This window comes from Agrobacterium sp. CFBP2214, from assembly GCF_030209895.1.
Classification (GTDB): domain Bacteria; phylum Pseudomonadota; class Alphaproteobacteria; order Rhizobiales; family Rhizobiaceae; genus Agrobacterium; species Agrobacterium radiobacter.
The window spans coordinates 1001885-1026782 of sequence record NZ_JARVRC010000001.1 but is presented as its reverse complement, the minus strand read 5'-3'; the positions used below and the strand labels follow the sequence as shown (position 1 = coordinate 1026782).

Annotated in this window: 24 protein-coding genes; 13 read left to right on the top strand and 11 right to left on the bottom strand. The window is 59.2% G+C overall.

Annotation, left to right across the window (positions count from 1 at the left end):
* Positions 1-5 precede the first annotated feature (5 nt).
* Complete coding sequence (locus QRN60_RS05100) at positions 6-869, top strand: 23S rRNA (adenine(2030)-N(6))-methyltransferase RlmJ (RefSeq protein WP_111792513.1); 864 nt, start codon at positions 6-8, stop codon at positions 867-869.
* Between the two features lie 3 nt (positions 870-872).
* Here QRN60_RS05100 and QRN60_RS05095 read toward each other — a convergent pair whose 3' ends face one another.
* Entirely contained in the window at positions 873-1820 is a 948-nt protein-coding gene (locus QRN60_RS05095) for a lysylphosphatidylglycerol synthase domain-containing protein (RefSeq protein ID WP_080866056.1), read from the bottom strand.
* A 187-nt stretch (positions 1821-2007) separates the two neighbouring features.
* On the opposite strand from QRN60_RS05095, the gene QRN60_RS05090 reads away from it, so the two are divergent.
* Together QRN60_RS05090 and QRN60_RS05085 are read left to right on the top strand one after the other, a co-directional pair.
* Positions 2008-2766 carry a ribonuclease T2 family protein gene (locus tag QRN60_RS05090; protein WP_129564846.1) on the top strand — a complete coding sequence of 253 codons (759 nt, stop codon included), beginning with the start codon at positions 2008-2010 and terminating at the stop codon, positions 2764-2766.
* A 112-nt stretch (positions 2767-2878) separates the two neighbouring features.
* Positions 2879-3475 (top strand): glutathione S-transferase, encoded by a 597-nt coding sequence (locus QRN60_RS05085; RefSeq protein WP_003502128.1) that lies wholly within the window; start codon positions 2879-2881, stop codon positions 3473-3475.
* 116 nt (positions 3476-3591) lie between these two features.
* Here the strand turns inward: QRN60_RS05085 and QRN60_RS05080 are convergent, their stop codons facing one another.
* On the bottom strand, positions 3592-4248 hold the full coding sequence (locus tag QRN60_RS05080) for an outer membrane protein (RefSeq protein WP_003502127.1): 657 nt from the start codon (positions 4246-4248) through the stop codon (positions 3592-3594).
* Positions 4249-4596: 348 nt separating this feature from the next.
* Here QRN60_RS05080 and QRN60_RS05075 point away from each other — a divergent pair, with 348 nt between their 5' ends.
* The 5 genes from QRN60_RS05075 (at position 4597) to QRN60_RS05055 (ending at position 8832) form a co-directional block, all read left to right on the top strand.
* The gene (locus tag QRN60_RS05075) at positions 4597-5385 is read left to right on the top strand and encodes an SDR family oxidoreductase (protein WP_003502126.1); all 789 of its coding nucleotides are present in this window, start codon (positions 4597-4599) and stop codon (positions 5383-5385) included.
* The gene (gene uvrC / locus QRN60_RS05070; protein WP_060726133.1) at positions 5382-7427 is read left to right on the top strand and encodes an excinuclease ABC subunit UvrC; all 2046 of its coding nucleotides are present in this window, start codon (positions 5382-5384) and stop codon (positions 7425-7427) included. Before QRN60_RS05075 ends, uvrC begins: the two co-directional genes overlap by 4 nt.
* A gap of 103 nt (positions 7428-7530) precedes the next feature.
* Complete coding sequence (gene pgsA, locus QRN60_RS05065; protein WP_003502124.1) at positions 7531-8118, top strand: CDP-diacylglycerol--glycerol-3-phosphate 3-phosphatidyltransferase; 588 nt, start codon at positions 7531-7533, stop codon at positions 8116-8118.
* Positions 8118-8372 (top strand): molybdopterin converting factor subunit 1, encoded by a 255-nt coding sequence (gene moaD / locus QRN60_RS05060; protein ID WP_031234579.1) that lies wholly within the window; start codon positions 8118-8120, stop codon positions 8370-8372. Before pgsA ends, moaD begins: the two co-directional genes overlap by 1 nt.
* Positions 8373-8376: 4 nt before the next feature.
* Positions 8377-8832 carry a molybdenum cofactor biosynthesis protein MoaE gene (locus QRN60_RS05055; RefSeq protein ID WP_107675351.1) on the top strand — a complete coding sequence of 152 codons (456 nt, stop codon included), beginning with the start codon at positions 8377-8379 and terminating at the stop codon, positions 8830-8832.
* A gap of 608 nt (positions 8833-9440) precedes the next feature.
* On the opposite strand, the gene QRN60_RS05050 is transcribed toward QRN60_RS05055, so the two are convergent.
* Positions 9441-10337, bottom strand: a complete 897-nt coding sequence (locus QRN60_RS05050) for a branched-chain amino acid ABC transporter permease (RefSeq protein WP_129564847.1) — start codon at positions 10335-10337, stop codon at positions 9441-9443.
* Positions 10338-10389: 52 nt separating this feature from the next.
* On the opposite strand from QRN60_RS05050, the gene QRN60_RS05045 reads away from it, so the two are divergent.
* The gene (locus tag QRN60_RS05045) at positions 10390-10950 is read left to right on the top strand and encodes a CGNR zinc finger domain-containing protein (RefSeq protein ID WP_020813538.1); all 561 of its coding nucleotides are present in this window, start codon (positions 10390-10392) and stop codon (positions 10948-10950) included.
* Entirely contained in the window at positions 10947-11459 is a 513-nt protein-coding gene (locus QRN60_RS05040) for a hypothetical protein (RefSeq protein WP_020813537.1), read from the top strand. Before QRN60_RS05045 ends, QRN60_RS05040 begins: the two co-directional genes overlap by 4 nt.
* A gap of 206 nt (positions 11460-11665) precedes the next feature.
* Here the strand turns inward: QRN60_RS05040 and ndk are convergent, their stop codons facing one another.
* Both ndk and QRN60_RS05030 read right to left on the bottom strand, forming a co-directional pair.
* A complete protein-coding gene (gene ndk, locus QRN60_RS05035) occupies positions 11666-12088 on the bottom strand; it encodes a nucleoside-diphosphate kinase (RefSeq protein WP_003502118.1) in 423 nt (140 codons plus the stop codon).
* A gap of 103 nt (positions 12089-12191) precedes the next feature.
* Entirely contained in the window at positions 12192-12887 is a 696-nt protein-coding gene (locus QRN60_RS05030; protein ID WP_026363455.1) for a glutathione S-transferase family protein, read from the bottom strand.
* Between the two features lie 237 nt (positions 12888-13124).
* On the opposite strand from QRN60_RS05030, the gene QRN60_RS05025 reads away from it, so the two are divergent.
* Positions 13125-14171: a GGDEF domain-containing protein gene (locus QRN60_RS05025; protein WP_165000570.1), complete on the top strand. Its 1047-nt coding sequence runs from the start codon at positions 13125-13127 to the stop codon at positions 14169-14171.
* A 69-nt stretch (positions 14172-14240) separates the two neighbouring features.
* Positions 14241-16124, top strand: coding sequence for an ABC-F family ATP-binding cassette domain-containing protein (locus QRN60_RS05020; protein ID WP_129564858.1), 1884 nt, complete (start codon positions 14241-14243; stop codon positions 16122-16124).
* Between the two features lie 59 nt (positions 16125-16183).
* On the opposite strand, the gene QRN60_RS05015 is transcribed toward QRN60_RS05020, so the two are convergent.
* From QRN60_RS05015 to QRN60_RS04995, 5 genes are all read right to left on the bottom strand, one after another.
* Entirely contained in the window at positions 16184-16666 is a 483-nt protein-coding gene (locus QRN60_RS05015; RefSeq protein WP_112355754.1) for a GlcG/HbpS family heme-binding protein, read from the bottom strand.
* An 88-nt stretch (positions 16667-16754) separates the two neighbouring features.
* Positions 16755-17363 (bottom strand): response regulator transcription factor, encoded by a 609-nt coding sequence (locus tag QRN60_RS05010; RefSeq protein ID WP_112355755.1) that lies wholly within the window; start codon positions 17361-17363, stop codon positions 16755-16757.
* On the bottom strand, positions 17360-19066 hold the full coding sequence (locus tag QRN60_RS05005) for a sensor histidine kinase (protein ID WP_129565422.1): 1707 nt from the start codon (positions 19064-19066) through the stop codon (positions 17360-17362). The genes QRN60_RS05010 and QRN60_RS05005 overlap by 4 nt, the downstream gene beginning before the upstream one ends.
* 119 nt (positions 19067-19185) lie before the next feature.
* The gene (locus QRN60_RS05000; protein WP_129564849.1) at positions 19186-21126 is read right to left on the bottom strand and encodes an EAL domain-containing protein; all 1941 of its coding nucleotides are present in this window, start codon (positions 21124-21126) and stop codon (positions 19186-19188) included.
* 112 nt (positions 21127-21238) lie between these two features.
* Positions 21239-22426: a GGDEF domain-containing protein gene (locus QRN60_RS04995; RefSeq protein WP_003502105.1), complete on the bottom strand. Its 1188-nt coding sequence runs from the start codon at positions 22424-22426 to the stop codon at positions 21239-21241.
* A 340-nt stretch (positions 22427-22766) separates the two neighbouring features.
* Here QRN60_RS04995 and QRN60_RS04990 point away from each other — a divergent pair, with 340 nt between their 5' ends.
* Positions 22767-23693 (top strand): Gfo/Idh/MocA family protein, encoded by a 927-nt coding sequence (locus tag QRN60_RS04990; protein ID WP_003502104.1) that lies wholly within the window; start codon positions 22767-22769, stop codon positions 23691-23693.
* Positions 23694-23724: 31 nt separating this feature from the next.
* Here QRN60_RS04990 and QRN60_RS04985 read toward each other — a convergent pair whose 3' ends face one another.
* Positions 23725-24753 carry a sensor domain-containing diguanylate cyclase gene (locus QRN60_RS04985; RefSeq protein WP_129564850.1) on the bottom strand — a complete coding sequence of 343 codons (1029 nt, stop codon included), beginning with the start codon at positions 24751-24753 and terminating at the stop codon, positions 23725-23727.
* Positions 24754-24898: the final 145 nt, after the last annotated feature.

The following is a 24898-nucleotide window of genomic DNA, read 5'->3' as shown; positions in this document are numbered from 1 at the left end:
TATCCATGAACTACCGCCACATCTATCACGCCGGCAATTTCGCGGATGTCCTCAAACATGCCGTTCTTGCCCGCCTCGTGCGCTACCTGCAGAACAAGGACAAGGCATTTCGGGTGCTGGACACCCATGCCGGCATCGGTCTTTACGACCTGACCTCGGAAGAGGCGCAGAAGACGGGCGAATGGCAGACCGGCATCGGCAAGCTGATGGAGGGTGATCTGCCCGCCCCCATTGCCGAATTGCTGGAGCCCTATCTTGACGCCGTGAAGGAACTGAACCCGGAAGGCGGCGTGAAATTTTATCCCGGTTCGCCGAAACTCGCACGCATGCTGTTTCGCCCGCAGGACCGGCTTTCGGCCATGGAACTGCACCCGGATGACAGCCGCGCTCTGGCACGGCTCTTCGAGGGCGATTATCAGGTTCGCGTCACCGAGCTGGATGGCTGGCTGTCGCTCGGCGCGCATCTGCCGCCGAAGGAAAAGCGCGGCCTCATCCTCGTTGATCCGCCGTTCGAGCTTGAGAATGAATATCAGCGTCTGGCCGATGGCCTGAACAAGGCCTATCGGCGTTTTTCCACCGGCACCTATTGCCTGTGGTATCCCCTGAAGAAAGGCGCGCCGATCAAGGACTTCCATGAGCGGCTGCAATCCTTCGACATTCCGAAGATGCTGTGCGCGGAACTGTCAGTCAGAAGCGACCGGCTGGACGGCCTGAGCGGCTCAGGCCTCATCATCGTCAATCCGCCCTATACGCTGAAGGACGAGTTGCACACGCTGCTGCCTTACCTGAAGACAACGCTGGCGCAGGACAGGTTCGCCTCGCAGCGCGCGTTCTGGCTGCGCGGCGAGGAAAAGCCGGAAGAAAACTGAGGGCTATCTCAACCCTTCCCTTTTCTGCGCCGCCGCAAGCTGTGATCGTTCGAAGAACAGGATCACGAACAGCGCCATGATGAAGGGGATGATGAGATAGAACAGCCGGAAGACCAGCAGCGCCGCGATCACATCCGCCGGGTTCATATCCGGCAGGCCGGTGACGAAGACCAGCTCCAGCACCCCCAGTCCGCCCGGCGCGTGCGAGATGAGCGCCGCCGAGAAGGAAACCAGAAATATGCCGAGAATAACCATATAACCGGGATTTCCGGCTTCCGGCAGCGCGAAATAGATGATGCCCGCCGCGCCGATCAACTCGATTGGGCCGATGACGAGTTGTTGCGCAACAAGCTTCGGCGCGGGGTAAGGCAGCACGAAAGAGCCGATTTTCAGGGGCTTCAGCCTGAGCAGGCTGCCGAGAACATAAAGCCCGACAACAAGGAGCAGCAGGACGCCCGTGGTCGTGGAGGCTTCGACGGGCAGGATTCCGGTAAACCGTTCGGTGATGTCGGGCTCGTAAAGCAGCACCATGCCGATGAGCATGATCGTGCCGATGAGGAAGGTGAAGGAGCAGAGCCCCACGAGGACGCCCACTTCCGCGACACTCAGTCCCTTGGACGTATAAGCCCTGTATCGCACCACCGCTCCCGAAAACACCGAGGCCCCTACATTGTGGGACAACGCATAGGTGGTGAAAGAGGTGAGCGTGATGAAGAACCAGTTCACCTTGCGGCCAAGATGCTGCAGGGCGATGCGGTCGTAACCGGCAAGCGCGGCATAGGCCAGCAGGGTCGCAAGACCCGAACACAGCCAGTCCCGCACGCGAATGGCTTTCAGGCTGTCCCAGAGATCATCGAGCGACAGACCACGCAATTCGTGAAAGAGCAACCAGGCGGAAAAACCGATCGTCGCAAAACCAACGACGGGCCAGATGTATTTCTTGAATTTCATGCGGTCATGCCGCCTATTACCCCCAGCCCTGTTTCCGTCTTTTGCGGAAGATTCGTTCGACTCTATTCGTTATGCGGCGAAGCTTTCAACCTTTTTGCCGGTTTGCCTCGTTCACAAATTTATGTAAGACCGGATCGTCGCCCGACGGCGGTATGAACTGGTCCAGTTTCCGGGGAACGTGCACGGAATGAAACGTTACGCAGGTTTCATCGCCTTGGGTCTTCTATCGCTTGCGGCGCTGTGGTTTGCACAGGAAAAACCCGCCCCGAAAGGACCCGTGAACGATCAGCAGGCGCAAGCCTCACCGCAATCCGCGGGACGCCCGCAGCAAGAGACACCACGGAGAAATACGGGCAGTAATCCGGCACCTCGCGGAACGGGTTTCGATTTCTACGTGCTTTCCTTGTCCTGGTCTCCGGCCTTCTGCGCCAGTTCCGAAGGCTCGGGTAACCGTCAGCAATGCGGCAGCGACAGGCGTTACGGTTTCGTCGTGCACGGGCTTTGGCCGCAGAACGAAAACGGCTATCCCGAATTCTGCCAAAGCAGCGAGCCTGAGCGTGTTCCTGACGCGATCGGCCGCAGTATGTTCGATATCATGCCGTCCATGGGCCTGATCGGCCACCAGTGGCGCAAGCACGGCTCCTGCTCCGGCCTGTCGCAGAGGGATTATTTCTCGGCAACGCGGGCCGCCTTCGAGGCCGTCCGGCTGCCGGAAAAGATCGCCTCGGGCGCCGCGGCCTCCACACTGTCCGCCGACGCCATAGAAAACGCTTTCACCGACGCCAATCCGGGCCTGTCGAAACGTGGCATCTCCATCAGCTGCGACGGCAAACGCCTTGAGGAAGTGCGCATCTGCCTCAACAGGGACATGACGTTCCGCGATTGCCCCGAGCTTGACCGCAAGGGCTGCCGCGCCAACGCCGCAGAAATCATCCCCATTCGCTAGAGCGCGTCGAATGCGCTCTATTTCTCGTCTGTACACATTTTCCAGACATAAAACCGCTATCCAGTTTTACTGAATACTCCAGTCCCCAGACGACAACCCATAGGACCTGACCATGGAACTGCTTTACTCGCCTGCCTCCCCCTACTCCGCCAAGGTGCGCATGGCCGCCCGCCATCTCGGCATCGACATCACCTCGGTACGCGTCGACACCAATGCCGAGCCCGCAACGCTGATGGACAACAATCCGCTCGGCAAGATTCCCGTCCTGCTTCTGGATGGAGGCGGCTCGGTCTATGACAGCGTGGCGATCATGCACTATCTCGACCGTCTTTCAGGCGGCAAGCTCTACCCGAAAAAGAACGGCAAGCGCACGGATGTAGAAATTCTGGAGGCGCTGTGCGACGGCATCATGGATTGCCTGCTTGCCATCGTTTACGAGCGCCGTTTTCGCCCGGAAGACAAGATCCATCAGCCCTGGATCGACAAGCAGTGGAGCAAGGTGGCCCGTGGACTTGATTACCTCAACGCCAACCTGCCCAAAACCGGCAAGAAGCTGCATGGCGGCCATTTCGCCCTTGCGGCGATGATCGGTTATCTCGACCTGCGTTTTGCCGGCGAATGGGCCGAAGGGCGCGATGCGCTGGCCGCTTGGCCTGAAACCTTCGGCAAGCGTTTCGAAGCCTACACGGAAATGAAGGCCGCCGCCTGAGGTTAGCGAAAGAACAATGCCCGGCCTGATCGCCGGGCATTTATTTCGGCGGTATGCCGCAAAACAAAAAAGCCGGGGCGTAAACCCCGGCTTTTCTTTAACCGATCCGAAAAGGATCAGAACTTGACGCCGATACCGGCCTTGACCGAGTGATCGTCGAAACCACGCGAGAACGCGCCGGAGTCGAGACCGTAGTCCTTCTTCTGGTAGTCGCTGTAGCGATATTCCAGACGTGCGGTGATGTTGTCGGTCACCATGGCTTCTACACCGGCACCGACGGTGTAACCGAGAGCGGTGGCGCTGTCCTTGGAGGTCGCGTCACGTACCTTGTTGTCGGAGACAGCAAGACCAGCCGTACCGTAAAGCAGGAACGGGTTCATGTCGTAACCAACGCGGCCGCGCAGCGAGCCGTTGACGCCCTGCTTGCCTTCGATGGCGTTACCGGCAACCGTACCGGCAGAACCCTTCTCGTCGCCGAGGTTGACGTCTGCTTCGGCGCCGTAAACGATCTGGCCGCTCTGCATGTTGTAACCACCGTACAGACCGCCGCCGAAGCCCTTGGCGTCACGGCCGTCATTGCTGGAGCTGAAACGGCCCCAGTCATAGTTGACCGTACCACCGAGGTAAGCGCCGGACCAATCCTTGACCGGTGCGGGCTGGTCGTAGGACACCGGTGCCTGCGGCACTTCATTTACGGCGTCAGCGGCGTGAGCAGCCGAAAAGCCGGCGGCTGCCATGGTCGAAGCCATAAGGGTTGCTACGAAAATACGCATGCTATTCTCCTTTCAGGACCGCTCTGCACTCAAAACATTGTTTTCAGACGCGGCATAATTCGTCGGGTTAATCGCCCCTCTGGAAACTGAACTTGATGGGAGAATGCGGAGATCAAAGAGCCAAAATGTGAATTGTTTGGGGCAGAGGCGTGACTAGAATTAGACGTTGCCTAATTGCCACAAGGGTTTTATTAACCCTAACAGAAGCCTAACCAGCAATAGATCGCCTTTAAACTTAGTTATATTCAAATTAAACCGAAATTGCATTGTGAATAAAAAATCGCCCAATTCTTTTGGGGCTGACGGACAGCTTGCGATTTGCATTTATATCCAGCAAATAGGGCTGAGATGAGCAAATGCAGGTCCGCCGTGAAAGAAAATATACCGAAGACAGTCTTGATAACGGGGGCCGCCCGCCGGCTTGGGCGGGCAATCGCCACCGATCTGGCCGCCCATGGCTTCGCGATCGCCGTCCATGCCAATGAATCGATGGCGCAGGCCGAGGAATTCGCTAACGAAATAAGGCAAAAAGGCGGCAAAGCCGTTGCCGTCCAGGCGGATCTGACACAGTCCGGGCCCACTTCTGGGCTCATCGAACAGGCCTCTTCGGCGCTGGGACCTATCGGCGTCGTTATCAATAATGCATCGGTTTTTCTGGACGACTCGGCGGATAAACCCGATCCCGCGATCTTCGACGCGCATTTCGCCGTGCATGTGCGGGCCCCTTCACTCATCGCCGCCGCCTTTGTCGAACAATTGCCTGCCGACAATTCCGGGCTGATCGTCAATATCATCGACCAGCGCGTGCTTGCCCTCACGCCGCGTTTTTATTCCTACACACTTTCTAAATCCGCCCTGTGGACGGCCACGCGGACGATGGCGCAGAGCTTCGCACCGCGCGTGCGGGTCAATGCCATCGGGCCGGGTCCTACCTTCAAAAGCGAAAGACAGACGCCCGAGGACTTTCAGGCGCAGATCGACGGCCTTATATTAAAGCGAGGTCCCGCACCGGATGAGTTCGGGCGGACGATTCGCTTTCTTTTCGACACGCCGTCGGTCACCGGACAAATGATCGCGCTCGACGGCGGCCAGCACCTCGGCTGGGAAACCCCTGACGTGGCGGAGATAAATGAATGAACGGAAAGAAGCTGCCTGATGGCGGTATTCTCTTCGATGAAACCGACGACGAAGACGACGATGCAAACCTTGCCGCACCGGAAGCGGCCGAGGCTCCGCGCGACGTTGCCGGCATGGACTGGAATGCAGGCTGGAAAAACGAATCCGGCCTGAAGGGCATGGATCTGATCGGCGAATTCGTCAAACACCTGCCGAACTCGCCGGGTGTCTATCGCATGTTCAACGATGCGGGCGACGTGCTTTACGTCGGCAAGGCGCGCTCGCTGAAGAAGCGCGTCGGCAATTACGCGCAGGGCCGCGTGCATTCCAACCGCATCGCCCAGATGGTGCGTTTCACCACCCATATGGAATTCGTCACCACCCGCACGGAGACGGAAGCGCTTCTGCTGGAAGCGAATCTGATCAAGCGTTTGCGGCCGCGCTTTAATGTGCTTTTGCGAGACGACAAATCGTTTCCCTATATTCTCATCACCGCCGACAACCGCGCACCGGCGATTTTCAAACACCGTGGCGCCCGGGCGCGCAAGGGCGACTATTTCGGCCCCTTTGCGTCGGCTGGCGCGGTCGGCCGCACGATCAATTCACTGCAGCGCGCCTTTTTGATCCGCACCTGCACCGACAGCGTGTTCGAGACCCGCACGCGCCCCTGTCTTCTTTACCAGATCAAGCGCTGTTCCGGCCCCTGCACGCATGAGGTCAGCGATCAGGGGTATGCGGAACTCGTCAAGGAAGCCAAGGATTTCCTGTCCGGCAAGAGCCAGAGCGTCAAGACCGCGATTGCGCGGCAGATGAACGAGGCGGCCGAAGACCTCGATTTCGAGCGCGCCGCCGTCTATCGCGACCGGCTGGCCGCACTTTCCCATGTCCAGAGCCATCAGGGCATCAACCCGGCTGGCATCGAGGAAGCGGATGTTTTCGCCATCCACCATGAGGGCGGCATCTCCTGCATTCAGGTATTCTTTTTCCGCACCGGCCAGAACTGGGGCAACCGCGCCTATTTCCCGAAGGCCGATCCTTCCCTGCCCGGCTCGGAAATTCTCAACGCATTTCTGGCGCAGTTTTACGACGACAAGCCCGTGCCGAAACAGATCCTGCTTTCCGAAACGGTGGAGGAGCAGGAACTGCTGGCCGCCGCTCTCGGTGAAAAGGCGGGGCACAAGGTCACGATCAGCGTGCCGCAACGCGGTGAGAAGAAGGACATTACCGACCACGTGCTTGCCAATGCCCGCGAGGCGCATGGCCGCAAGCTGGCGGAAACCTCGTCCCAGGCGCGGCTGCTGAAGGGTTTTGCGGAAACCTTCGGCCTTTCCTATGTGCCGCGACGGATCGAGATTTACGACAACTCGCATATCATGGGCACCAATGCCGTGGGCGGCATGGTGGTGGCGGGACCGGAAGGTTTCGTGAAGAACCAGTACCGCAAGTTCAACATCAAATCGACCGACATCACCCCCGGCGATGACTTCGGCATGATGCGCGAGGTGATGACCCGCCGTTTTTCCCGTCTCCTGAAGGAAGAAGGCAAGCCTGACCGCGAACGGACACCGACACCGGAGGAAGCGGCCGACATGCCCTTCCCCGCCTGGCCGGATGTGATCCTGATCGACGGCGGCCAAGGCCAGATGACGGCGGTGCGCGCCATTCTCGACGAACTCGGCATTCGCGACTGTGTGACGGCCATCGGCGTCGCCAAGGGTGTCGACCGCGAAGCGGGCCGCGAACGCTTCTTCGCGGACGGGCGCAGCGACTTCTCGCTGCCGCCGCGCGATCCCGTGCTTTATTTCATCCAGCGCATGCGCGACGAGGCGCACCGTTTTGCCATCGGCTCGCACCGGGCGCGGCGCAAGAAGGAAATGGTGCGCAATCCGCTGGATGAAATTTCGGGAATCGGGCCGGGCCGCAAACGCTCCCTGCTGCAGCATTTCGGCACGGCCAAGGCGGTTTCCCGCGCCGGTCTCAACGATTTGATGGCTGTCAGCGGTATTTCCGAGACGGTGGCGCGACAAATCTATAATCACTTCCACGAGAGCGGCAGTGATTGATACCGCGACGTCGTGGCGAACTGCTAAAAAAACATAATCACATGTTGACGCTATGCCCTAGCGGCGGCATCAAGGCAGCTGATCTTAGACTGACAGGTTTCCCATGGCTTCGCGCGCATACAGCATTCCCAACCTTCTCACCTATGGCCGCATCCTCGCGGTTCCTGTCATTGTTCTTTGCTTTTTCATCGAAGGAAAGCTGGAAAGCTCGGATTTCGCGCGCTGGACGGCTCTGTGGCTGTTCATCATCGCCTCGCTGACCGATTTCCTCGATGGTTATCTGGCGCGTATCTGGAACCAGACGTCGAATATCGGCCGCATGCTGGATCCGATTGCCGACAAGCTGCTGGTCGCCTCCGTGCTGCTCCTGATGGCGGCTGATGGCACCATTGCCGGCTGGTCGCTCTGGGCGGCCATCACCATTCTCTGCCGTGAAATTCTGGTCTCCGGCCTGCGCGAATATCTGGCAGCACTGAAGGTCAGTGTTCCCGTTACCCGCATCGCCAAATGGAAGACCACCATCCAGATGGTGGCCATCGCCTTTCTGCTTGCGGGTCCTGCGGGCGACAAGGTTCTACCCTACACGACCGAGATGGGAATTACGCTTCTCTGGCTCGCCGCGGCACTCACCATGTATACCGGTTATGATTATTTCAAGGCCGGCCTCAAGCACATCGTGGACGAAGAATGATGGCACGGATCGTTTATTTCGCCTGGGTGCGCGAGAAGATCGGCACGGATGAAGAAGAGCTGGATATCCCCTCCTCCGTCACCACGGCCGGCGAGCTGATCGCCTGGCTTGCGACACGCGGCGAAAATTACGAAGCCGCCTTCGAGTTTCCCAATGTGATCCGTGTTGCCGTCAATCAGGAACATGTCGAGCATGACGAAAGCATTGTCGGCGCACGCGAGATCGGCATTTTCCCACCGATGACGGGGGGATGAGCGGATGCAGCCGACAGTCCGCGTCCAGGCACAGGATTTCGATGCTGCGGAAGAAACCCGCCGGCTGACGGAAAGTGACAGGAGCATCGGCGCGGTGGTGGCCTTCACCGGGCTCTGCCGGGATGATGGCGGCACACTCGCGGCGCTGGAGCTAGAACATTATCCCGGCATGGCGGAAGCGGAAATAACCCGCATTGCCAAACTTGCCATGGAGCGTTTCGGCCTGCTTGGCCTCACCGCCATCCATCGCCACGGCAAGATCGCCACCGGCGAAAATATCGTCCTCGTCATTGCAACCTCGTCTCATCGACAGGCGGCCTTCGACGGCGCCAATTTCGTGATGGACTATCTCAAGACATCCGCTCCGTTCTGGAAAAAGGAACATGGCAAGGATGGCTCGACGGGCGACTGGGTTGCAGCAAAGACAACCGACGATACGGCGAAGGACAGGTGGCGGTAAAGTAGCCAATAACGTGTGCATAAGCTGTGGATAACAGTTATTCACAGGATTTATTGCATGGTAACGCAGCGAGAATCGGTCTTGCGCGCACACAACATATATGTCACATTTTACCCGCGACATCTAAATATAGACATGCGGCAATTAATTATCTGCTGAGCCAACGATTCGCCAGTTCTGTTTTCCACTAACATGTGGAAAACATCGAAGAACCAAGAATTGACCAGATGGGCGCTCGGTAGGAATATGAAATTCGGACGAGTCGAGTCGAAATCGACTCGCCCGATGAACAGCGAAGCGGTCCCGCCGCCTCTGAGTCCGAGTGCTTGAGTAAGCCTTGGCATGCTGTTCTTTTGTGACTGAAAAGTCAAGTCGGCGGGAGAAAGGAGAAACAGCTATGCCAATCGGAACGACTGCATCGACTGGGCAGAAATGCCCTGAGAGTGGTGTCTGGACTGTGATCGGAACACCGTCGACCACAGCTCCTATAGCCCGCGGCAATATCATGCCGCCCTATGCTGGAAAAGCGGTTATCTGGAAACTTACCCAGTTGGCCTGATAGAAAAAGGGGCCGGGATTTTAAATTTCGGCCCCCCAAAGTGTGGCAATCAAATTACGCCGCGATTGCTGCGCATGACAATCAGCCAGCCAACCAGCATCGCCAGAACCGCTGCATCGCGCCAGGCGGCCGGGCCGTAACCGACCCAGAAAGTTTCCGCAAAACCAACGGCGGCGGCCCCAAGGCCGCAGATGAACGGGCTGGCATAACCGCCCGCCGCTGAAATCAGCACCACCTTCAGTCCAAAGACCAGACCGGCCCCGAAATCCATGGTGCCGTAATAAAAAGTGGCCAGCACACCGGCGATGGCGGCGATGAGGCCCGCCGCGCAATAGGACAGCAGAAATATCCTGCCCGCATTCACCCCGCATAAAGCGGCGGCAAAAGCATCGTCCGACACCGCCTTCCAACGCCTGCCGAATGCGGAACGGCTGAGATAAAACGACCCCGCGAGAATGAGCAGGCAGAACGCCGCCGTGTTCAGCATCTGCATCGGTGTCAGGGTTACGGCAAATCCCCCGTCGGCCCAGAAACGCACCGGCTCAGACAGAAGCGGCGGCAGCCATAACTGCCTTGTGTCGGCGACCAGCCTCGCGCTTTCCGTGAGGGCGATCAGCACGCCGACCGAGGCGACGGTCACCGCATTGGGAGAGGCTTTCGCCAGCGGCCGCATCACCGCCCTGCCGACAAAACCCGCCGCCCATAGCCCACCGAACACACCCGCCCCTGCCCCGAGCGCAAGTGTTGCCGGCAGAACCAGCCACAGCCGGTTCCAGCCGAAATCGGCAAACAGCAGGCAGGTCTGACCGGCAAAGGCGAATATGGCGCCATAGGTGACATCGGCGCGTCTGGTGACCGAAAAGGCGATGGCATAGCCAAAGGCCAGAACCGCATAAAGCGAGGCGACCGGCACGGCATTCAGCAATTGTTGCAGGAAATAGGCCAAGCGCGTCCTCCCGCCATTATTATAACTGTTAAAACCTGTTTTGACAGTTATAATGTGCGATATGACCTTTCGCTGGACAGAACATCGTTTCGCAGGCGGCGCATTGGCGCTGGATGTCGCCAATAGCGTGATCCTGCGCTCGGAGGCGGCAAAATCAGTCGACCGTTTTGCTGTGCCGGCGCAGATCGCTGCCTTTGCCGAAGCGGCGACAAGGCTCGGTGCGGAGCGCCACAGGTTTCCCACGCTCATCGCCCCCGAAGCGGAAAGGCGGCCGATTTTTCTAGAGCTTCGCGAGGCTGTCGACGATTATTTCCGCACGTCCATCAGCGGCAGCGGCGATGGCGACGGCAAACTGGCCGGGCTTCTTTTCGCCTGCGGCACGGCGCTGCGGACGTTTCCGCTTGCCGAAAGCCTCGGCAATGCCACCGCCCATTCCGCCCTCTCGCTACTTGCGGGCGAGACGCAGGAACGGCTGCGCATCTGCGGCAATTGCGGCTGGCTGTTTATCGATCGCAGCAAGAACAAGAGCCGCATCTGGTGCGATATGGCGGTGTGCGGCAACCGGCAGAAAGCCAACCGGCACTATCACCGGAAAAAGGAGGCGCGGACATGAAAGGAATCGCCCTTCCATTGCTGGCGATTGCAGGGATGCTCGCCCTTTCCGGCTGCCAACGGGACGAACCGCGTGAGGTGGCGAAGATTTCCGGCCGGATGTTTGTGTTTAACTACCGCGTGGCCATCGCCACCTATCTGGTGACCCTTCAGCGCATCGCCCCCATTCGTGACGGCAGTACCATTGAGGCGACGTTCGAGAACCCGCGCGGTGGTCCAGACCTCACCAGCCGCGAGAAGATTTTTCCGAAAGACGAAAAGATCACGGTTCAGAGCCCACCGGTGGAATGCGTGAAGCAGGACCTGCCCTATAAGGTCACCATCCGTATCAAAGGGCCGGAAGGCGACATTCTCCAGACCATCGAAACAACGATCCGTTCCGACACCGACCAGTCACTTCTGCCCGCCAAGCCGCTGGTGGTTGGCCCGCTTTATACGCCCAATCCTGAGGTGTTCAAACCGGATGGCACGACGGATATGCGGCCGGTTCAGGATTGTCCGGCGTCGTAGGGACTGACGGAATGAATGACGTGAAGGCGTCCCATTCCTCATTCCTGTGCTCGTCACAGGGATGAGGAAGGTGGAAATGGCTGCAGCCTAACCCTTTACCCCTATCAAAACAAAAAAACGGAGCCTTTCGGCTCCGTTTCCTCGAGTCTTTTCAGCAGCTTCACGCAATCGCCTGCAACAGCGATTCAAGCCGTTGAGATTTTGAATCAGCCGACGATTTCGGTTTCGGCGAACCAGTAGGCGATTTCCTGTGCAGCGGTTTCCGGAGCATCGGAACCGTGAACGGAGTTTTCGCCGATGGAAAGCGCGAAGCTCTTGCGGATGGTGCCTTCAGCGGCCTGGGCCGGGTTGGTCGCGCCCATGATTTCGCGGTTCTTGAGGATGGCGTTTTCGCCTTCCAGAACCTGAACGATGGTCGGGCCGGAGGTCATGCCTTCAACGAGTTCGCCGAAGAAGGGACGCTCTTTGTGAACGGCGTAGAAGCCTTCGGCTTCGCGCTTGCTCATCCAGACGCGCTTGGAGGCGACGATGCGCAGACCGTTGTCTTCAAATACCTTGGTGATCGCGCCCGTGAGGTTACGCTTGGTTGCGTCCGGCTTGATCATCGAAAATGTGCGTTCAATCGCCATGTGTCCGTTTCCTTTTCCTTCAGAGAAAGTGGGCGGTCTTTACCCGCCCAAAGGCCCGAAAACAAGGGGGATCAACGAGATTGCGACTGTCGGCGCAGACATTTCACGCCGCTGTCACACTGCGGCCTCTCGCATCATAGAGATCGAGGCAGCCTTCGAACCAGTCCCGCACCGGATCGTTATCGGCAAACAGATCCAGCCCAGTGGTGATCCGCGCCCATTGCAGCGCGCCGAACACGATGTAATCCGCAAAGAGCGGCGACGTACCGCCGATGAAAGGCTGGAAGCTCAGCATGCGCCGGATCGGTGCGAGCAATGCCGGAAATGCTGCGATCTCCGCCTCGCGGTTCGCCACCACGTCCTCGAGCGGACGGCCGAGCGCTTTCGTGCGGCTATCGCGGAAATAATGGCGATCCGGCTCATCCAGCATATTGTGGATATCGAGCACGGCAATGCGGACGATGGCGGGGTGAAGCACCGTCTGCGACCAGCTTTCGACGAAACGGGCCATGGCCTTGCCACCCTCGCCGTTAAACAGCGACGGGCGCTCCGGGTAAGTCTCGTCAAGATAAAGCGCAATTTCGAAACTGTCGCTCACCAGTTCGTCACCATCGCGCAGGATGGGCACGGTCTTCGAAAAACCATCCTCTACCGTGGGGATCACCGTGAAGGGTAAAGGCCGCTCCTCGAAATCCAGACCCTTATGCGCCAGCGAAAGCACAGTTTTCCAGCAATGGGGAGAAAATGGCCGGGAAGTGTCGCTTCCGCATAGCGAATAGAGCGTTCTGGAAGTCGTCATGGGCTGCCCCTCTTCTGCAACATCGATGAAGCGATATAAAAACGGTCGCCACCCGAAATCAAATCAGGATTTGTCATATTATCGATCAAGGCGCGCCAATGCGGATTCATGCTTCGTGACGGCAAAATTCCCTTCTGGGTTTATTCTATTTTAAACCGTTGCTTGTAAGAATAGCGCCGTTCAACAATCGGTTATCGCCGGTCTATTCATAATAATCCATTGGTATTGGGGCTGTCAGTGACGACATCGGCGGGTGATAAAAAACGCGAACATGCGAGAAGTGCACTTGTCGTTACCAAAATCACGCAGTTCATCGCCAAGATGAACATTGCGCCTTTGCCGCGCAACTACGAATTGATCTATGAAATATTGTCTGGACACAATCCGGCCATGGGCCGCGATATTCTCGCGCTCGGCAACGCGCCGCAGCAGCATGAAATCGATCTCATCGGCCAGCGGCACAATCTGCCCGGTTTTTCGCGGATCGAGGCGGAGCAGATGGCAAGCGAGGCTTTCGATACACTGACGCAGATTTCCGCGCGGCTGGATGCGAGCCTTCACCGCACTGAAACCTTCATCAGCAGCCTTGAGCAGGACGAGGATGGCGAGCCGCCCGCAATGGAGCGTTTCGTCGAGTTGCTGGGTGATATTCGCGAGGAACAGACGAGCCTTCGGCATTTCATCGCCATGGGGCTGGTGAAAATTCGCGAGGTTGAAAGGAACCGCGCAGAGCTTCAGGCCGCCTCGCTGCGCGATGCGCTGACGGCATTGCCAAACCGTGCCGCCTTTCTTGAAAAGCTCGGCGCTCTTTTCGCGAAGGACCGGGCTGCCTCAGCCACTTCGCTGGTGCTGCTGGATATCGACCATTTCCGTGAAATCAACGGCAAATATGGCTCGTCTGCAGGCAACAAGGCGTTGCGACGTCTCGCCGCCCTGTTTCGTAAGACCATCAAGAAGGACGATTTCGTCGCCCGTATCGGTGGCGATGAATTTGCCTTTCTGTTTGCCGGCGTGCCGCAAAACACGGCCGAGGCCATTGCCGAGCGGCTGCGGCAGAGCGTGGAGGCATTGCGCTTCGCAACCACTGGCGGCGATGGCGACCATCTGACGGTTTCGATCGGCGTCGCGGAAGTGGATGGCACCGCCACGCCGGCCGAATTTTTCGGTCATGCGGAACTCGCCCTGCTCTCGGCCCGATGCGGCGCGCGCAACTGCGTCGTCGGTTATTCGCGGGAGGTGTCGCAGCACAGCCGCAGCAGCTATCTGGCGCAACTCGGCTCTTGAGACAGCATTCTCCCATTGTGTGGCGCGGGCGCTCTTGCCTTGGCCAGACAGTTCGGCCAAAACGGCGCCATGATTACGATTACCGATCTCTCCGCCCGCATCGCCGGGCGTCTGCTTCTTGACCACGCCAGCGTGACGCTTCCCGCCGGCGTGAAGGCGGGCCTTGTTGGCCGCAACGGCGCCGGCAAATCCACCCTGTTTCGGGTCATCACCGGCGATTTCTCCGCGGAAAGCGGGTCGGTGACGATCCCGAAGATGGCGCGCATCGGCCAGGTCGCGCAGGAAGCGCCGGGAACGGAGGAATCGCTGATTTCCATCGTGCTTTCCGCCGACAAGGAACGCTGCGCACTTCTGGCCGAGGCGGAAACCGCAACCGATCCGCATCGTATCGCGGAAATCCAGATGCGGCTTGTCGACATCGACGCCCATTCGGCGGAAGCGCGCGCCTCCAGCATTCTTGCCGGTCTCGGTTTCAATCACGAGGCGCAGCTTCGCCCCGCCTCCTCCTTCTCCGGCGGTTGGCGCATGCGCGTGGCGCTTGCCTCTGTGCTGTTCGCCGAACCTGACCTTCTGCTGCTCGACGAGCCGACCAACTATCTCGATCTTGAAGGCACGCTCTGGCTGGAAGATTACATCAGGCGTTATCCGCATACCGTCATCATCATCAGCCATGACCGCGATCTCCTGAACAATGCCGTCAATTCCATCGTGCATCTGGACCAGAAGAAGCTGACCTTCTATCGCGGCGGTTACGATCAGTTCGAGCGGCAGAAGGCCGAGGCCGACGAATTGCAGATGAAGGCGAAGGTAAAGAACGACGCCGCACGCAAACACTTGCAAAGCTTCATCGACCGTTTCCGCGCCAAGGCCACTAAGGCACGGCAGGCGCAGAGCCGCATCAAGGCGCTGGAGCGCATGGGCACCGTCGCCGCCGTGATCGAGGATCACGTCCAGCCGATCACCTTCCCCGAGCCGGAAAAGCAGCCGGCCTCGCCCATCGTCGCCATCAATGGTGGTGCTGTGGGTTACGAGCCGGGAAAATCCATCCTGAAGCAGCTCAATCTGCGGATCGACAATGACGATCGCATCGCGCTGCTCGGCTCGAACGGCAACGGTAAATCGACCTTTGCGAAATTCATCTCCGGCCGTCTTGCGCCGCAGGCGGGCGATCTTCGTGTCGCGCCCGGCATGAAGATCGGCTTCTTCGCGCAGCACCAGCTCGATGACCTCGTGCCGGATGAAACCCCGGTCGAACATGTGCGCAAGTTGATGCCGCTGGCGCCCGAAGCGCAGGTGCGCTCCCGCGTGGCCCAGATGGGACTTGCGACGGAAAAGATGGCGACGGCGGCGAAAGATCTGTCCGGTGGTGAGAAAGCTCGCCTGCTGATGGGGCTTGCGGCCTTCCATGCGCCGAACCTGCTGATCCTCGACGAACCGACCAACCACCTCGACATCGACAGCCGCCGCGCGCTGATCGAGGCGCTGAATGATTATAGCGGTGCAGTCATCCTCATTTCGCACGACCGCCACCTCATCGAGGCGACGGTGGACCGGCTGTGGCTGGTCGCCGACGGCACGGTCAAGACCTTCGAAGGAGACATGGAGGAATATCGCGATCTCGTCGTTTCCTCCGGCAGGAAGAAGGAAGACAAGACCGAGGCCGCTGCCGATCAGGCGTCGAAGGCGGATCAGCGCAAGGCCAACGCAGAAAAGCGCGCCCAGCTTGCGCCGCTCAAGAAAAAGATTAACGAAATCGAGTCCCTGACGGCAAAGCTTGAGAAACTGATTCAGTCGCTCGACACCGAACTGGCTGACCCGGCGCTATACGAAAAAGCCCCTGCCAAGGCCGCGCAGAAAGTCAAAGAGCGTGGCGAAGCCGCTTCCAGGCTTTCGGATGCGGAGGAGCAATGGCTGATGCTTTCCAGTGAATACGAGGATGCGATGGCGGGTTGATGTGCGACAGCGCAGAGCCGGCGGCCTCTTGCGAAGCCGCCGTATCGCATTGACGCAGTTTACTTCGCGCCGATCGTATTGAGACCTTCACGCGCGCATTCGGCATCGATCGCGCCCGATGGCGCGCCGCCGACACCGATGCCGCCGACCAGGGCGTCGCCGATCTTGATCGGCAGGCCGCCGGCCTGGATGACCATGCGCTCATCCATGTTGCGAAGGCCATCATTGGCAGGCTTCGAGGCGATGAATTCCGCGATCTCGCCAATATCACGGCCGAGCGATGCGGCGGCAAAGGCCTTGCCGGTTGCGCTGGAGACCGTGTGTGGACCGGAGCCATCCGCCTTCAGCACAATCTTGGTGGCGCCATCGCGGGCGACGATGGCAACGGTGACGGCGCTGCCCTTGGCGGAGCAAGCCTGAAGCGCTGCCTTGGCTGCCTTTTCCGCCATTTCGAGCGGCAGATAGGGTGCGGTCGGCAGCGTCTGCGCCAATGCGGCCGAAGGAGCGATCATGGCGGAGGCGATGAGAAGGGTGCGGATCATGGAAAGTCCTCTTGCTTGATGAGGACTGCAGCTTAAGCGGATGGCGCTCGGCCGCGAATCCGTAAGACTTGCCGGCTGCTCGGTAGTTCTACCGATCCGCACCGGCTTCCAGCCAGAGCCTTGTCATTTCCGCCTGCGAGGTGGTGCCGAGCTTGAGGCCGATGGCGGCACGATGGCTGTCCACCGTGCGCGGCGACAGGCCAAGCCCGTCGGCGATCTGGCGTGTGGTAAACCCAAGTGCGATGCGTTCGAGTATGTCCCGCTCCCGCGCGGTCAGCAGCGATAAAAGCGCCATATTCTCCGCCTGCAGTGCCTTTGCATCGAGCGTGCGGGTCAATATCCGATGCGCCTTCTGGATCGCGTCGATGAGATCCTGCTCATCCACGGGCTTGGAGAGAAAATCCACCGCGCCGTTGTGAAAGGCCCGGCGGCAGGCTTCGATATTGCCGTGACCGGAAATGATGATGACAGGCCAGTCGATCCCCTCTTCCGTCAGCTTCTCCTGCAGCTTCAATCCGGTGATAGCAGGCATGCGGATATCGAAGATGAGGCAGCCCGGTTCGAGCCCGGATAGCTGGCCGAGAAATACCACCGGATCGGCAAAGCCCTTCGCCTTGATGCCGACGGTGGACAGGAGCAATATCAGCGCCTTGCGCACGGCGTCATCGTCATCGACGAGATAGACGGGCAGCGTCATGGGGTCTGTGCCTCCGCTGCAACCGGGAGGACAACGCGGAAAAGCGCGCCATTCTCACTCGCGACATAAAGGATTTCACCGCCGGCGCGCTCCACCAGCCGCTGGCTGAGGGCAAGTCCCAGACCCATGCCGTTCGTTTTCGTGGTGGCGAAAGGTGTAAACAGCCGGTCGCGCAGGCCCGGTGCGACGCCGGGGCCGTTATCGGCAACCTCGAGAACGGCGAAATCACCGCTCCGGCTCAATCTGGCGGTGATGGCGCGCCTGCCTTCAATGCCAGTGAGCGCATCAAGCGCGTTGCGCAGCAGATTGAACATGACCTGTTCTATTTCGACGGGATCGACCCGCACCAAAAGCGGAGCATCGGGCATGGCGATGTCGATGCTGGCCTCATGCCGGACCGCTTCGCCGGCAAGCAGCGCATCGACATTGCGCAGAGCCGCGCGCAGATCATGCGCCGCCACCGGCTTGCGGTGCGGCAGCGACCAGTTGCGAAACCGGTTGAGCATATTGGCGGCGCATCGCGCCTGATCGATCATATCGTCGAGAGCACCGGAAAGGGCCGTGACATCCTGACGGGCAAGCAGCCGCCGCCCGGCCTGCGCCTGCGCCAATATCGCCGTCAGAGGCTGGGTCAGCTCATGGGCAAGACCGCTTGCCATTTCTCCGAGTGCATTGACCCGCGAAGCATGGGTGAGCCTCGCCTCCATGCCGCTCAGTTCGGCCCGTCTTTCGGCGGCGCGCATGCGCGTCCTCTGTCTTGCCATGACAGTAGCGAGCAGGAAAACGATGCTGGCGCCGGCCATGCCCGCCAACAGGGCGCGGCCGGGCAAGAGATCACGCCAGGTGATCAAGAGCGCGACTTCGAGCATAAGCGGCTGGGTGGCGCTGCTCAGTTGCCGGACATATTGCGGCGCTTCCGGCATCCAGGGCGGGCCGAACAAGACTGTACCGTCAGGCATTTTGAGGCGGATCACCGCCTGTTTCGCCGACCAGAACGGAGCATCGGACGCCAGAAGCCGCGCGGCATCGACGGCAAGCACCAGCGCTTTCGAGGCCGTCTCGTTATTGGGGCTGCGTTTGACGATCATGTAATGGCCGGGCCTGAGATCGCTCGCCACCAGGGCGGGCCGGCCGGTAAAGACCGATGCCGCCTTGCGGATCGCCGCTGCCAGCTCGTTTTCCAGCGATCGGGTGCCTATGACAGGCCCCGCCTCGTTGAGGGAAACCAGCTGAACCTCATCGATGCGCGGGTAAAATTGCAGAATGGGCGCGGCGACATCGAGCAGCAGGCCGTAATCCGCCCCCTGCTCCGCCTGCGCCACCGCCGAAAGCGCCGTTACATGGGCATCATGCTGATCGGCCCGGCGGGATGCCTCTGCCTGCAACGCGTCGCTCTCTCGCCCCAGCTCGCCGAGCAGGCTGACATATTGATAAGCCGCCAAAGCGGAAATAACGGCCGCCATGAACAGTGCCCAGACCAGAAACAACCTGAGAAAAGGCCATCCTGAAAGCGGCTGCGGATTGTCCGCCGTAGGCCGGTCCCCTGATACGGCATGGGCGGCCGCGCGAAGCGGGCGGCCGGCGCCACCCTCGCCCTTGGCCGATTCATTCGGCAAGTGCTGAGCCGGCTTTCCGGGCATGTCGTTCCATGCGTCATTGTTTTCAAGCATCGGCTCGCCCGCATGACCTTTAAAAAGGATCATGACATTCGTTCATCAAAGGAGTTTCTCAGCACAGACCGGGAAAACATTCAATGCAGCAGTCGCCGAATTCCCTTTGATGGCCATTGGCCGCAGCAAGGGCCCCGATCGGTCTCCACGCGTTAGGCGCACGCCCTGCGAGGCTGCAGCCGGGCGAGCGGCACGGCGGGGGAGTAAAGATAACCCTGTCCGAAGCGTATGCCCATCTGCATGAGAAGCCGGCTCTGCTCCTCCGTTTCGATGCCTTCCGTTACCAGCTTTGCGCCGTAGCGCTCGGCGCTCTCGAAAGCGAGTGCGATGGCCTGCCTGAACCGCGATTGGTCGAGCCTCGACGTCATCCAGTGATCGATCTTGACCTCTTCGAAAGGGAACCGCGCCAGCAAAGTAAGCGCGGCATAACCGGTGCCGAAATCATCGAGCGCCAGCCGGACGCCTGCGGCGACCAGCGCATCGAAATTCTGCTGCACGACATCAGTGGTCGGTATCCTGCTCATCTCCGTCACTTCGATCGAGAGGCGATGCGTCGGCACTGCCATTTCGCGTAGAAGCGTCACTACCCGGTCTCCGAAACGCGCAGTCGCAAAAGACGACGCGGAAATATTCACGGCCAGATGAAAATCCGCGTCAAGGCCGTGCAGGTCACGAAGGTCGCGCACGACGGCTTCGATCGTCGACCATTCGAATTCCACCAGCAGCCGATGGCGTTCGGCGATCTCCAGTACATAATAAGGCGAAAGCGCCTGTCCGTGTGCATCGACCGCGCGCAGCAGCGCTTCAGCGCCGATCATGCGGCGATCACGCATTTCGAATTTCGGCTGATAACAAATGGGCGGTCTGCCGGATTTAACCCAATTGACCAGCATCTGCCGCACCGCCTCGTCCCGTGTCGCTTTCTCGGCAAAGGAGAAAGGGAAAATCTGCACCGGATGATCGCTTCCCTTCAGCGCCAGACTGAGGTGCCTGAGGAAGGAGGCGACATTTTGCCGGGAAAGCTGGTCCAGATTTGCCGCACCGATTTTGAGATGCGGAACCGGCCCCGCCTCCGCCGAGCGGCAAAACGTGCTCAACCCATCATGCAGATGCATCATGAGTTTCGCACTTTCCGACTTCTCCAGCGAAACCCCCTGCATGACGACCGCAAGTGTCGTATCGCCGAACATGAAGCTGCAGGGCGTGCTGGACCTGCATAGCAGACCGTCTTCGGTATCGCAGATTTCCCGCGCCAGCCTGGGCCAGAAAAGATCGCTCCAGTCCTCGCCCTCGCAGGCGGCGACATCGGCAATATTGATAATTTCGATGAGAATGAGAGCATGCGGAACGGCCGGCTCCTGCCGCATCGTTGTTTCTATGTGGTCTTTGAGGGCGCGCCTGTTGGGCAGGCCGGTCAATGAATCGGTCCGCGCCGCAACGTCGCGCTTCTTTGCCTCGTCCCGCGCCCGCGCCTCGCTGCGCAGAAGGATGAACAGGCAGACGATCATCGGCAGACCGACGGCGACCGCGCCGAGGGTTCGGCGGCCGACTGCACTCAAAAACAGCGCCTGATCGACCAGACCAAGCGCGAATGAGGCCGCGATGGCAAGCAGCACGGCAATGAACCTGACCGCAAAGACGGTGAGGATATCCCGAATTCCAAGGTCGGCGAGACGGCGCTTGCGCATCCAGCCATACATGATGATGCCGCAGGCCGAAATGACGACCATGTCCTGCAGGGCCGCAAAAAATAGCACGGGACCACCGAACACAAAACGCCCGGCCGCCACGAGGAAGAGGCTGATCAGTCCGCCCTGCCAGGAGCCGAGCACCCCGGCGAGAAACAGCAGGTCGGAGCGGATATAAGGTTTGGAAGGCAGCTTGATGAATTCGGAAACCAGCAGCGTCAGCAGAAAGCCCGTCATTCCGAACACGATGCCATAATAGATTTTATAGCGGGGGTCCTCGAGGGCGATATTTCGCCGCAGGAGGATCAACACGGACACCATGCCAACGACGGCGGCCGACTGAAGCAGGAGGAATGGAAGTTCGGCAGCGGATGCTGCCGCTTGTGAGGCGATCAATTCCATCATCTGCATTCCCCGGTTATTATGTGTTCTGGGGCCGGATTTCCGGCACATGGCCTTCACAGATCCCGCTTCGCGCAGGACACAACTTATAACACATCGCCTAGCCTTCAGTGCCCTATGCCGACATTGCGGCTTCGACGCCGTAAAGTTCCGCTGGCCCGACAATCGTTCCCATATGCCCCGAGGCCAGCACCAGCCGGTCGCGGCCCTGGCGCTTCGCCTCGTAAAGCGCCATGTCGGCCCGGTTGACCATCTCGTATATGATCTCCCTGCCGTCGCCGGAAACCGCAATGCCGAGGCTGACGGTGACGATTTCCCGCCCGTCGGGGCGGTTGAGATGGGGTATGGCCTCGTCGATCACAGCCAATCTCAGTCTTTCACCGATGGCGAGTGCAGCGGAAACAACGCAATTGTCGAGCAGAACCACAAATTCCTCGCCACCATAACGCGCGACGAAACTTCTGTCGCCATCGTCCCTGCGCAGGGCGCTGCGCAGCCTGCCGGCGATCCTGCGCAGGCAATCATCGCCGGCCACATGGCCTTCTGAGTCATTGTAGTTCTTGAAATAATCGACATCGAGAAGGATGAGCGCCCGCGGCCTGCCGTTGCCGCCCGAAGCCTCGTTCGCCGCCTCGTCAAAGCTGCGGCGATTGCGGATGCCGGTGAGCTGGTCGGTATTGGAAAGCTGCTGAAGCTCGTGATTTGCGTTTTGAATCCGCTGCAGCAACGTCTTCTCGCGCAGCGACGCCAGATAGTCCCGTCTTTCCACCTGCTCGATACGATAGGCCGCAAACAGTGAGACGGCGCTGATTCCGACGGAACACATGATCGCGGGGAGCTTGGCCACCTCGCTCGTCACGGTGACATATTCCATGCCGATGATGAAAACCGCCATGCAGCCGACCGTGCCCATGACCGCAAGCGGAAACGGTTTGCGATGTATCGTATTCATATAGAGGACGACGGTGACGATCCCCATGTAATATTCGCTGGCCGATGACGTCTGCGCATTGGCATAGATGAACATGATCGAGGCGACGACCATCATGCAGCCCAGCCCGTGAAGCACCTCATGCACCACCGCATCCGGCCGCACACTGATCGCATAATAGCGCGCGGGAAAATAAAGAAACAGAAGCGGCGTGATGATAAACAGGCGGACTGTAAGATCCAGCCAGATGATCTCCGGCACCAGACTTATGTCCACAAGCACGTAGAGATTGTAGAGGGTGACGCCGAAAATCAATCCATATGTATTGAATTGCCGGCTGTTTTCGTTGACTTTCTGAACGAAGCCAGACAAACGGTCATCTCTAAGTAAAACCAACACACACCTGCTATTCAGAAAATCTATTCAAGTGAAATATAAAATTACCGCTAACATCCATGGAATATACCTGAAAAAATCAACATTAAAACCGCTGACTGATAAAAAAAATAACACTAAAAACTCAAAAATAATGTTTTTTAATCTCAAATATTACACAACAAAAGAATGCCCATACCGAAAAATTGTTATGAAGTTACAACTTGAAAAAAGACGCGCCGGGCGGAAACGATCACCTTGCTCCTTCGAGCGTTTCTGCTAAAAACTTGTAAAAATCACACTTTATCCCATGCAGCACTCACACGGGTTCCACTTCATGTCAGCCACCAAGCTTGCCATCGTCGGCGTCGGCAAAATCGTTCGTGACCAGCATCTTCCGGCCATCGCAGGTAATCCGGATTTTGAATTGATCTGCACCGCGAGCCGTCATGGCACGGTGGACGGCGTCGCTTCCTATGGCACCATCGAGGCCATGCTGGAGGCTGTGCCTGCTATCGATGCGGTATCGCTGTGCATGCCGCCGCAATATCGTTACGAGGCCGCCTATGCGGCACTGAATGCCGGCAAGCACGTCTTCCTCGAAAAGCCGCCCGGCGCCACTCTTTCGGAAGTGCAGGATCTCGTGCGGCTTGCGGATTCAAAGGGCCTGTCGCTGTTTGCAAGCTGGCATTCGCGTTATGCGCCGGCGGTCGAGGCTGCGAAGGCGTTTCTGGCCTCGACGAAGATCGACAGCGTTCATGTCATCTGGAAAGAGGATGTGCGCCACTGGCACCCGAACCAGGCCTGGATCTGGCAGGCGGGCGGTCTCGGCGTGTTCGATCCCGGCATCAACGCGCTTTCGATCATCACGCATATCCTGCCGCACGCGCTGTTCCTGACCAAGGCGACGCTTGAATTCCCGGAAAACCGTGACGCGCCGATCGCCGCCGACCTGCATTTTTCCGACGTGACGCAAACGCCCGTCCATGCGGAATTCGACTGGCGCCAGACCGGCAAGCAGAGCTGGGATATCGTCGCCGAGACGGCAGCGGGACGGATGGTGCTTTCGGAGGGGGGCGCGAAGCTCTCGATCAACGGCGAAGAAAAACTGTCCGAGCCTGAGCGGGAATATCCGGCCCTTTACGAGCGTTTCTCCGAGATCATCAAGGCAGGCCGCTCCGACGTCGATCTCGCGCCACTGACCCACGTGGCCGACGCCTTCCTGCTCGGCCGCCACAAATTCGTGGATTCCTTCTACGACTGAGAAGCGGAAACGCTTCCCGAAGGACAATGCCTTAGAGGGCGCGGCTGACGAAACGGTCGCGCCCTGATTTTTTGGCCTGATACAGCGCTTCGTCGACGCTCTGCAGCAGCGTCGCGCGGTCTGCTCCGGCCTGTGGGGCCAGCGCGCCGCCTATGCTGAGGCGGGCACCCACCTCGTTCCCATCGACATCAAAAGGTTTGCGGAAGGCGGCAAGCAACTGGTCCGCCAATCCGTTCAGCACCTCGGAGGCGCTCGGCCGGGGCATGAAAATCGCGAATTCGTCGCCGCCCATACGCACCACGATATCCTCGCTGCGGACCGTTTTGCGAATGCGCCCCGCAGCTTCGGTCAGAACTCGGTCTCCCGCCGGGTGGCCGAACGTATCGTTGATGGTCTTGAAACCATCAAGATCGAGATAGAGGACACCGAAGGCCTCGTTTGCACCGAGGGCCGCGCCGAGCTGGCTATCGACGATCGCCTCCAGAGCCTTGCGATTATAAAAACCGGTCAGCGGGTCGGTCATCGCGGCGTCGCGCAGCTCGCGTTCGGCAAGACTCATGGTGAAATTGGCTTTCTGGAGCCGCAGAAGCGCGGCGGCCAGCAACGCAAAACGTCTTAAGCTGTCGATTTCCGTACGAGAGAATTTCCGCGGCACCGTATCGACCAGGCAGAAGGCGCCAATGACGAGGCCGGGCTCCAGCTCGATCGGCGCACCGGCATAGGAACGCAACCCGGGACCGCCCTTTACATAGGGCATGAAACGGAAATCCGGATGCTCGGTCAGATCGGAGATGGTCACCACATCCCTCTTGGTGATGACGCGGCTGCAGATCGACAGGTCACGCGAGCATTCTGAAAGCTCCATACCCGCCTGTTCCGCGATATGAAGCCAATCCTCGTCAACGATGTGGACGGCCGCCCGTGGCACGCCGAAAACGCCCTGCCCCAATTGCGACAGCACTTTCAGTTCCGGCATGTCGGCATTCTTGAAGGACATGATCGACCGCACCGCGACCAGACGCTCCATTTCCCCGTCCGGTCGTGAAATTGCCTGCCCCATGCTCATGTCCCTCTGCTGTTTCGTCCGCGGCACCCGCCTTTGACCGGATGAAAAGACCACACCATGAAAGCCGCGTCTGTTTCGCGGCTTTCCTTTCGGCGCATAATGCAAAAACCGGCAATTGACGCCACATGCGAAATTTTGC

Excerpts from the sequence above, each read along its gene's own strand:
- QRN60_RS05095 (WP_080866056.1), bottom strand. The coding sequence starts at position 1,820 with ATGAAATTCAAGAAATACATCTGGCCCGTCGTTGGTTTTGCGACGATC.
- QRN60_RS05005 (WP_129565422.1), bottom strand. The coding sequence starts at position 19,066 with ATGATCCTTTTTAAAGGTCATGCGGGCGAGCCGATGCTTGAAAACAAT.
- QRN60_RS05000 (WP_129564849.1), bottom strand. The coding sequence starts at position 21,126 with ATGATGGAATTGATCGCCTCACAAGCGGCAGCATCCGCTGCCGAACTT.
- QRN60_RS04990 (WP_003502104.1), top strand. The coding sequence starts at position 22,767 with ATGTCAGCCACCAAGCTTGCCATCGTCGGCGTCGGCAAAATCGTTCGT.
- pgsA (WP_003502124.1), top strand. The coding sequence starts at position 7,531 with ATGGCTTCGCGCGCATACAGCATTCCCAACCTTCTCACCTATGGCCGC.
- QRN60_RS05020 (WP_129564858.1), top strand. The coding sequence starts at position 14,241 with ATGATTACGATTACCGATCTCTCCGCCCGCATCGCCGGGCGTCTGCTT.
- QRN60_RS05010 (WP_112355755.1), bottom strand. The coding sequence starts at position 17,363 with ATGACGCTGCCCGTCTATCTCGTCGATGACGATGACGCCGTGCGCAAG.
- QRN60_RS05075 (WP_003502126.1), top strand. The coding sequence starts at position 4,597 with ATGAGCAAATGCAGGTCCGCCGTGAAAGAAAATATACCGAAGACAGTC.
- QRN60_RS05015 (WP_112355754.1), bottom strand. The coding sequence starts at position 16,666 with ATGATCCGCACCCTTCTCATCGCCTCCGCCATGATCGCTCCTTCGGCC.
- QRN60_RS05080 (WP_003502127.1), bottom strand. The coding sequence starts at position 4,248 with ATGCGTATTTTCGTAGCAACCCTTATGGCTTCGACCATGGCAGCCGCC.
- QRN60_RS05030 (WP_026363455.1), bottom strand. The coding sequence starts at position 12,887 with ATGACGACTTCCAGAACGCTCTATTCGCTATGCGGAAGCGACACTTCC.
- QRN60_RS05090 (WP_129564846.1), top strand. The coding sequence starts at position 2,008 with ATGAAACGTTACGCAGGTTTCATCGCCTTGGGTCTTCTATCGCTTGCG.
- QRN60_RS05100 (WP_111792513.1), top strand. The coding sequence starts at position 6 with ATGAACTACCGCCACATCTATCACGCCGGCAATTTCGCGGATGTCCTC.
- uvrC (WP_060726133.1), top strand. The coding sequence starts at position 5,382 with ATGAACGGAAAGAAGCTGCCTGATGGCGGTATTCTCTTCGATGAAACC.
- QRN60_RS05055 (WP_107675351.1), top strand. The coding sequence starts at position 8,377 with ATGCAGCCGACAGTCCGCGTCCAGGCACAGGATTTCGATGCTGCGGAA.
- QRN60_RS05045 (WP_020813538.1), top strand. The coding sequence starts at position 10,390 with ATGTGCGATATGACCTTTCGCTGGACAGAACATCGTTTCGCAGGCGGC.
- QRN60_RS05040 (WP_020813537.1), top strand. The coding sequence starts at position 10,947 with ATGAAAGGAATCGCCCTTCCATTGCTGGCGATTGCAGGGATGCTCGCC.
- QRN60_RS05085 (WP_003502128.1), top strand. The coding sequence starts at position 2,879 with ATGGAACTGCTTTACTCGCCTGCCTCCCCCTACTCCGCCAAGGTGCGC.
- ndk (WP_003502118.1), bottom strand. The coding sequence starts at position 12,088 with ATGGCGATTGAACGCACATTTTCGATGATCAAGCCGGACGCAACCAAG.
- QRN60_RS04985 (WP_129564850.1), bottom strand. The coding sequence starts at position 24,753 with ATGGGGCAGGCAATTTCACGACCGGACGGGGAAATGGAGCGTCTGGTC.
- moaD (WP_031234579.1), top strand. The coding sequence starts at position 8,118 with ATGGCACGGATCGTTTATTTCGCCTGGGTGCGCGAGAAGATCGGCACG.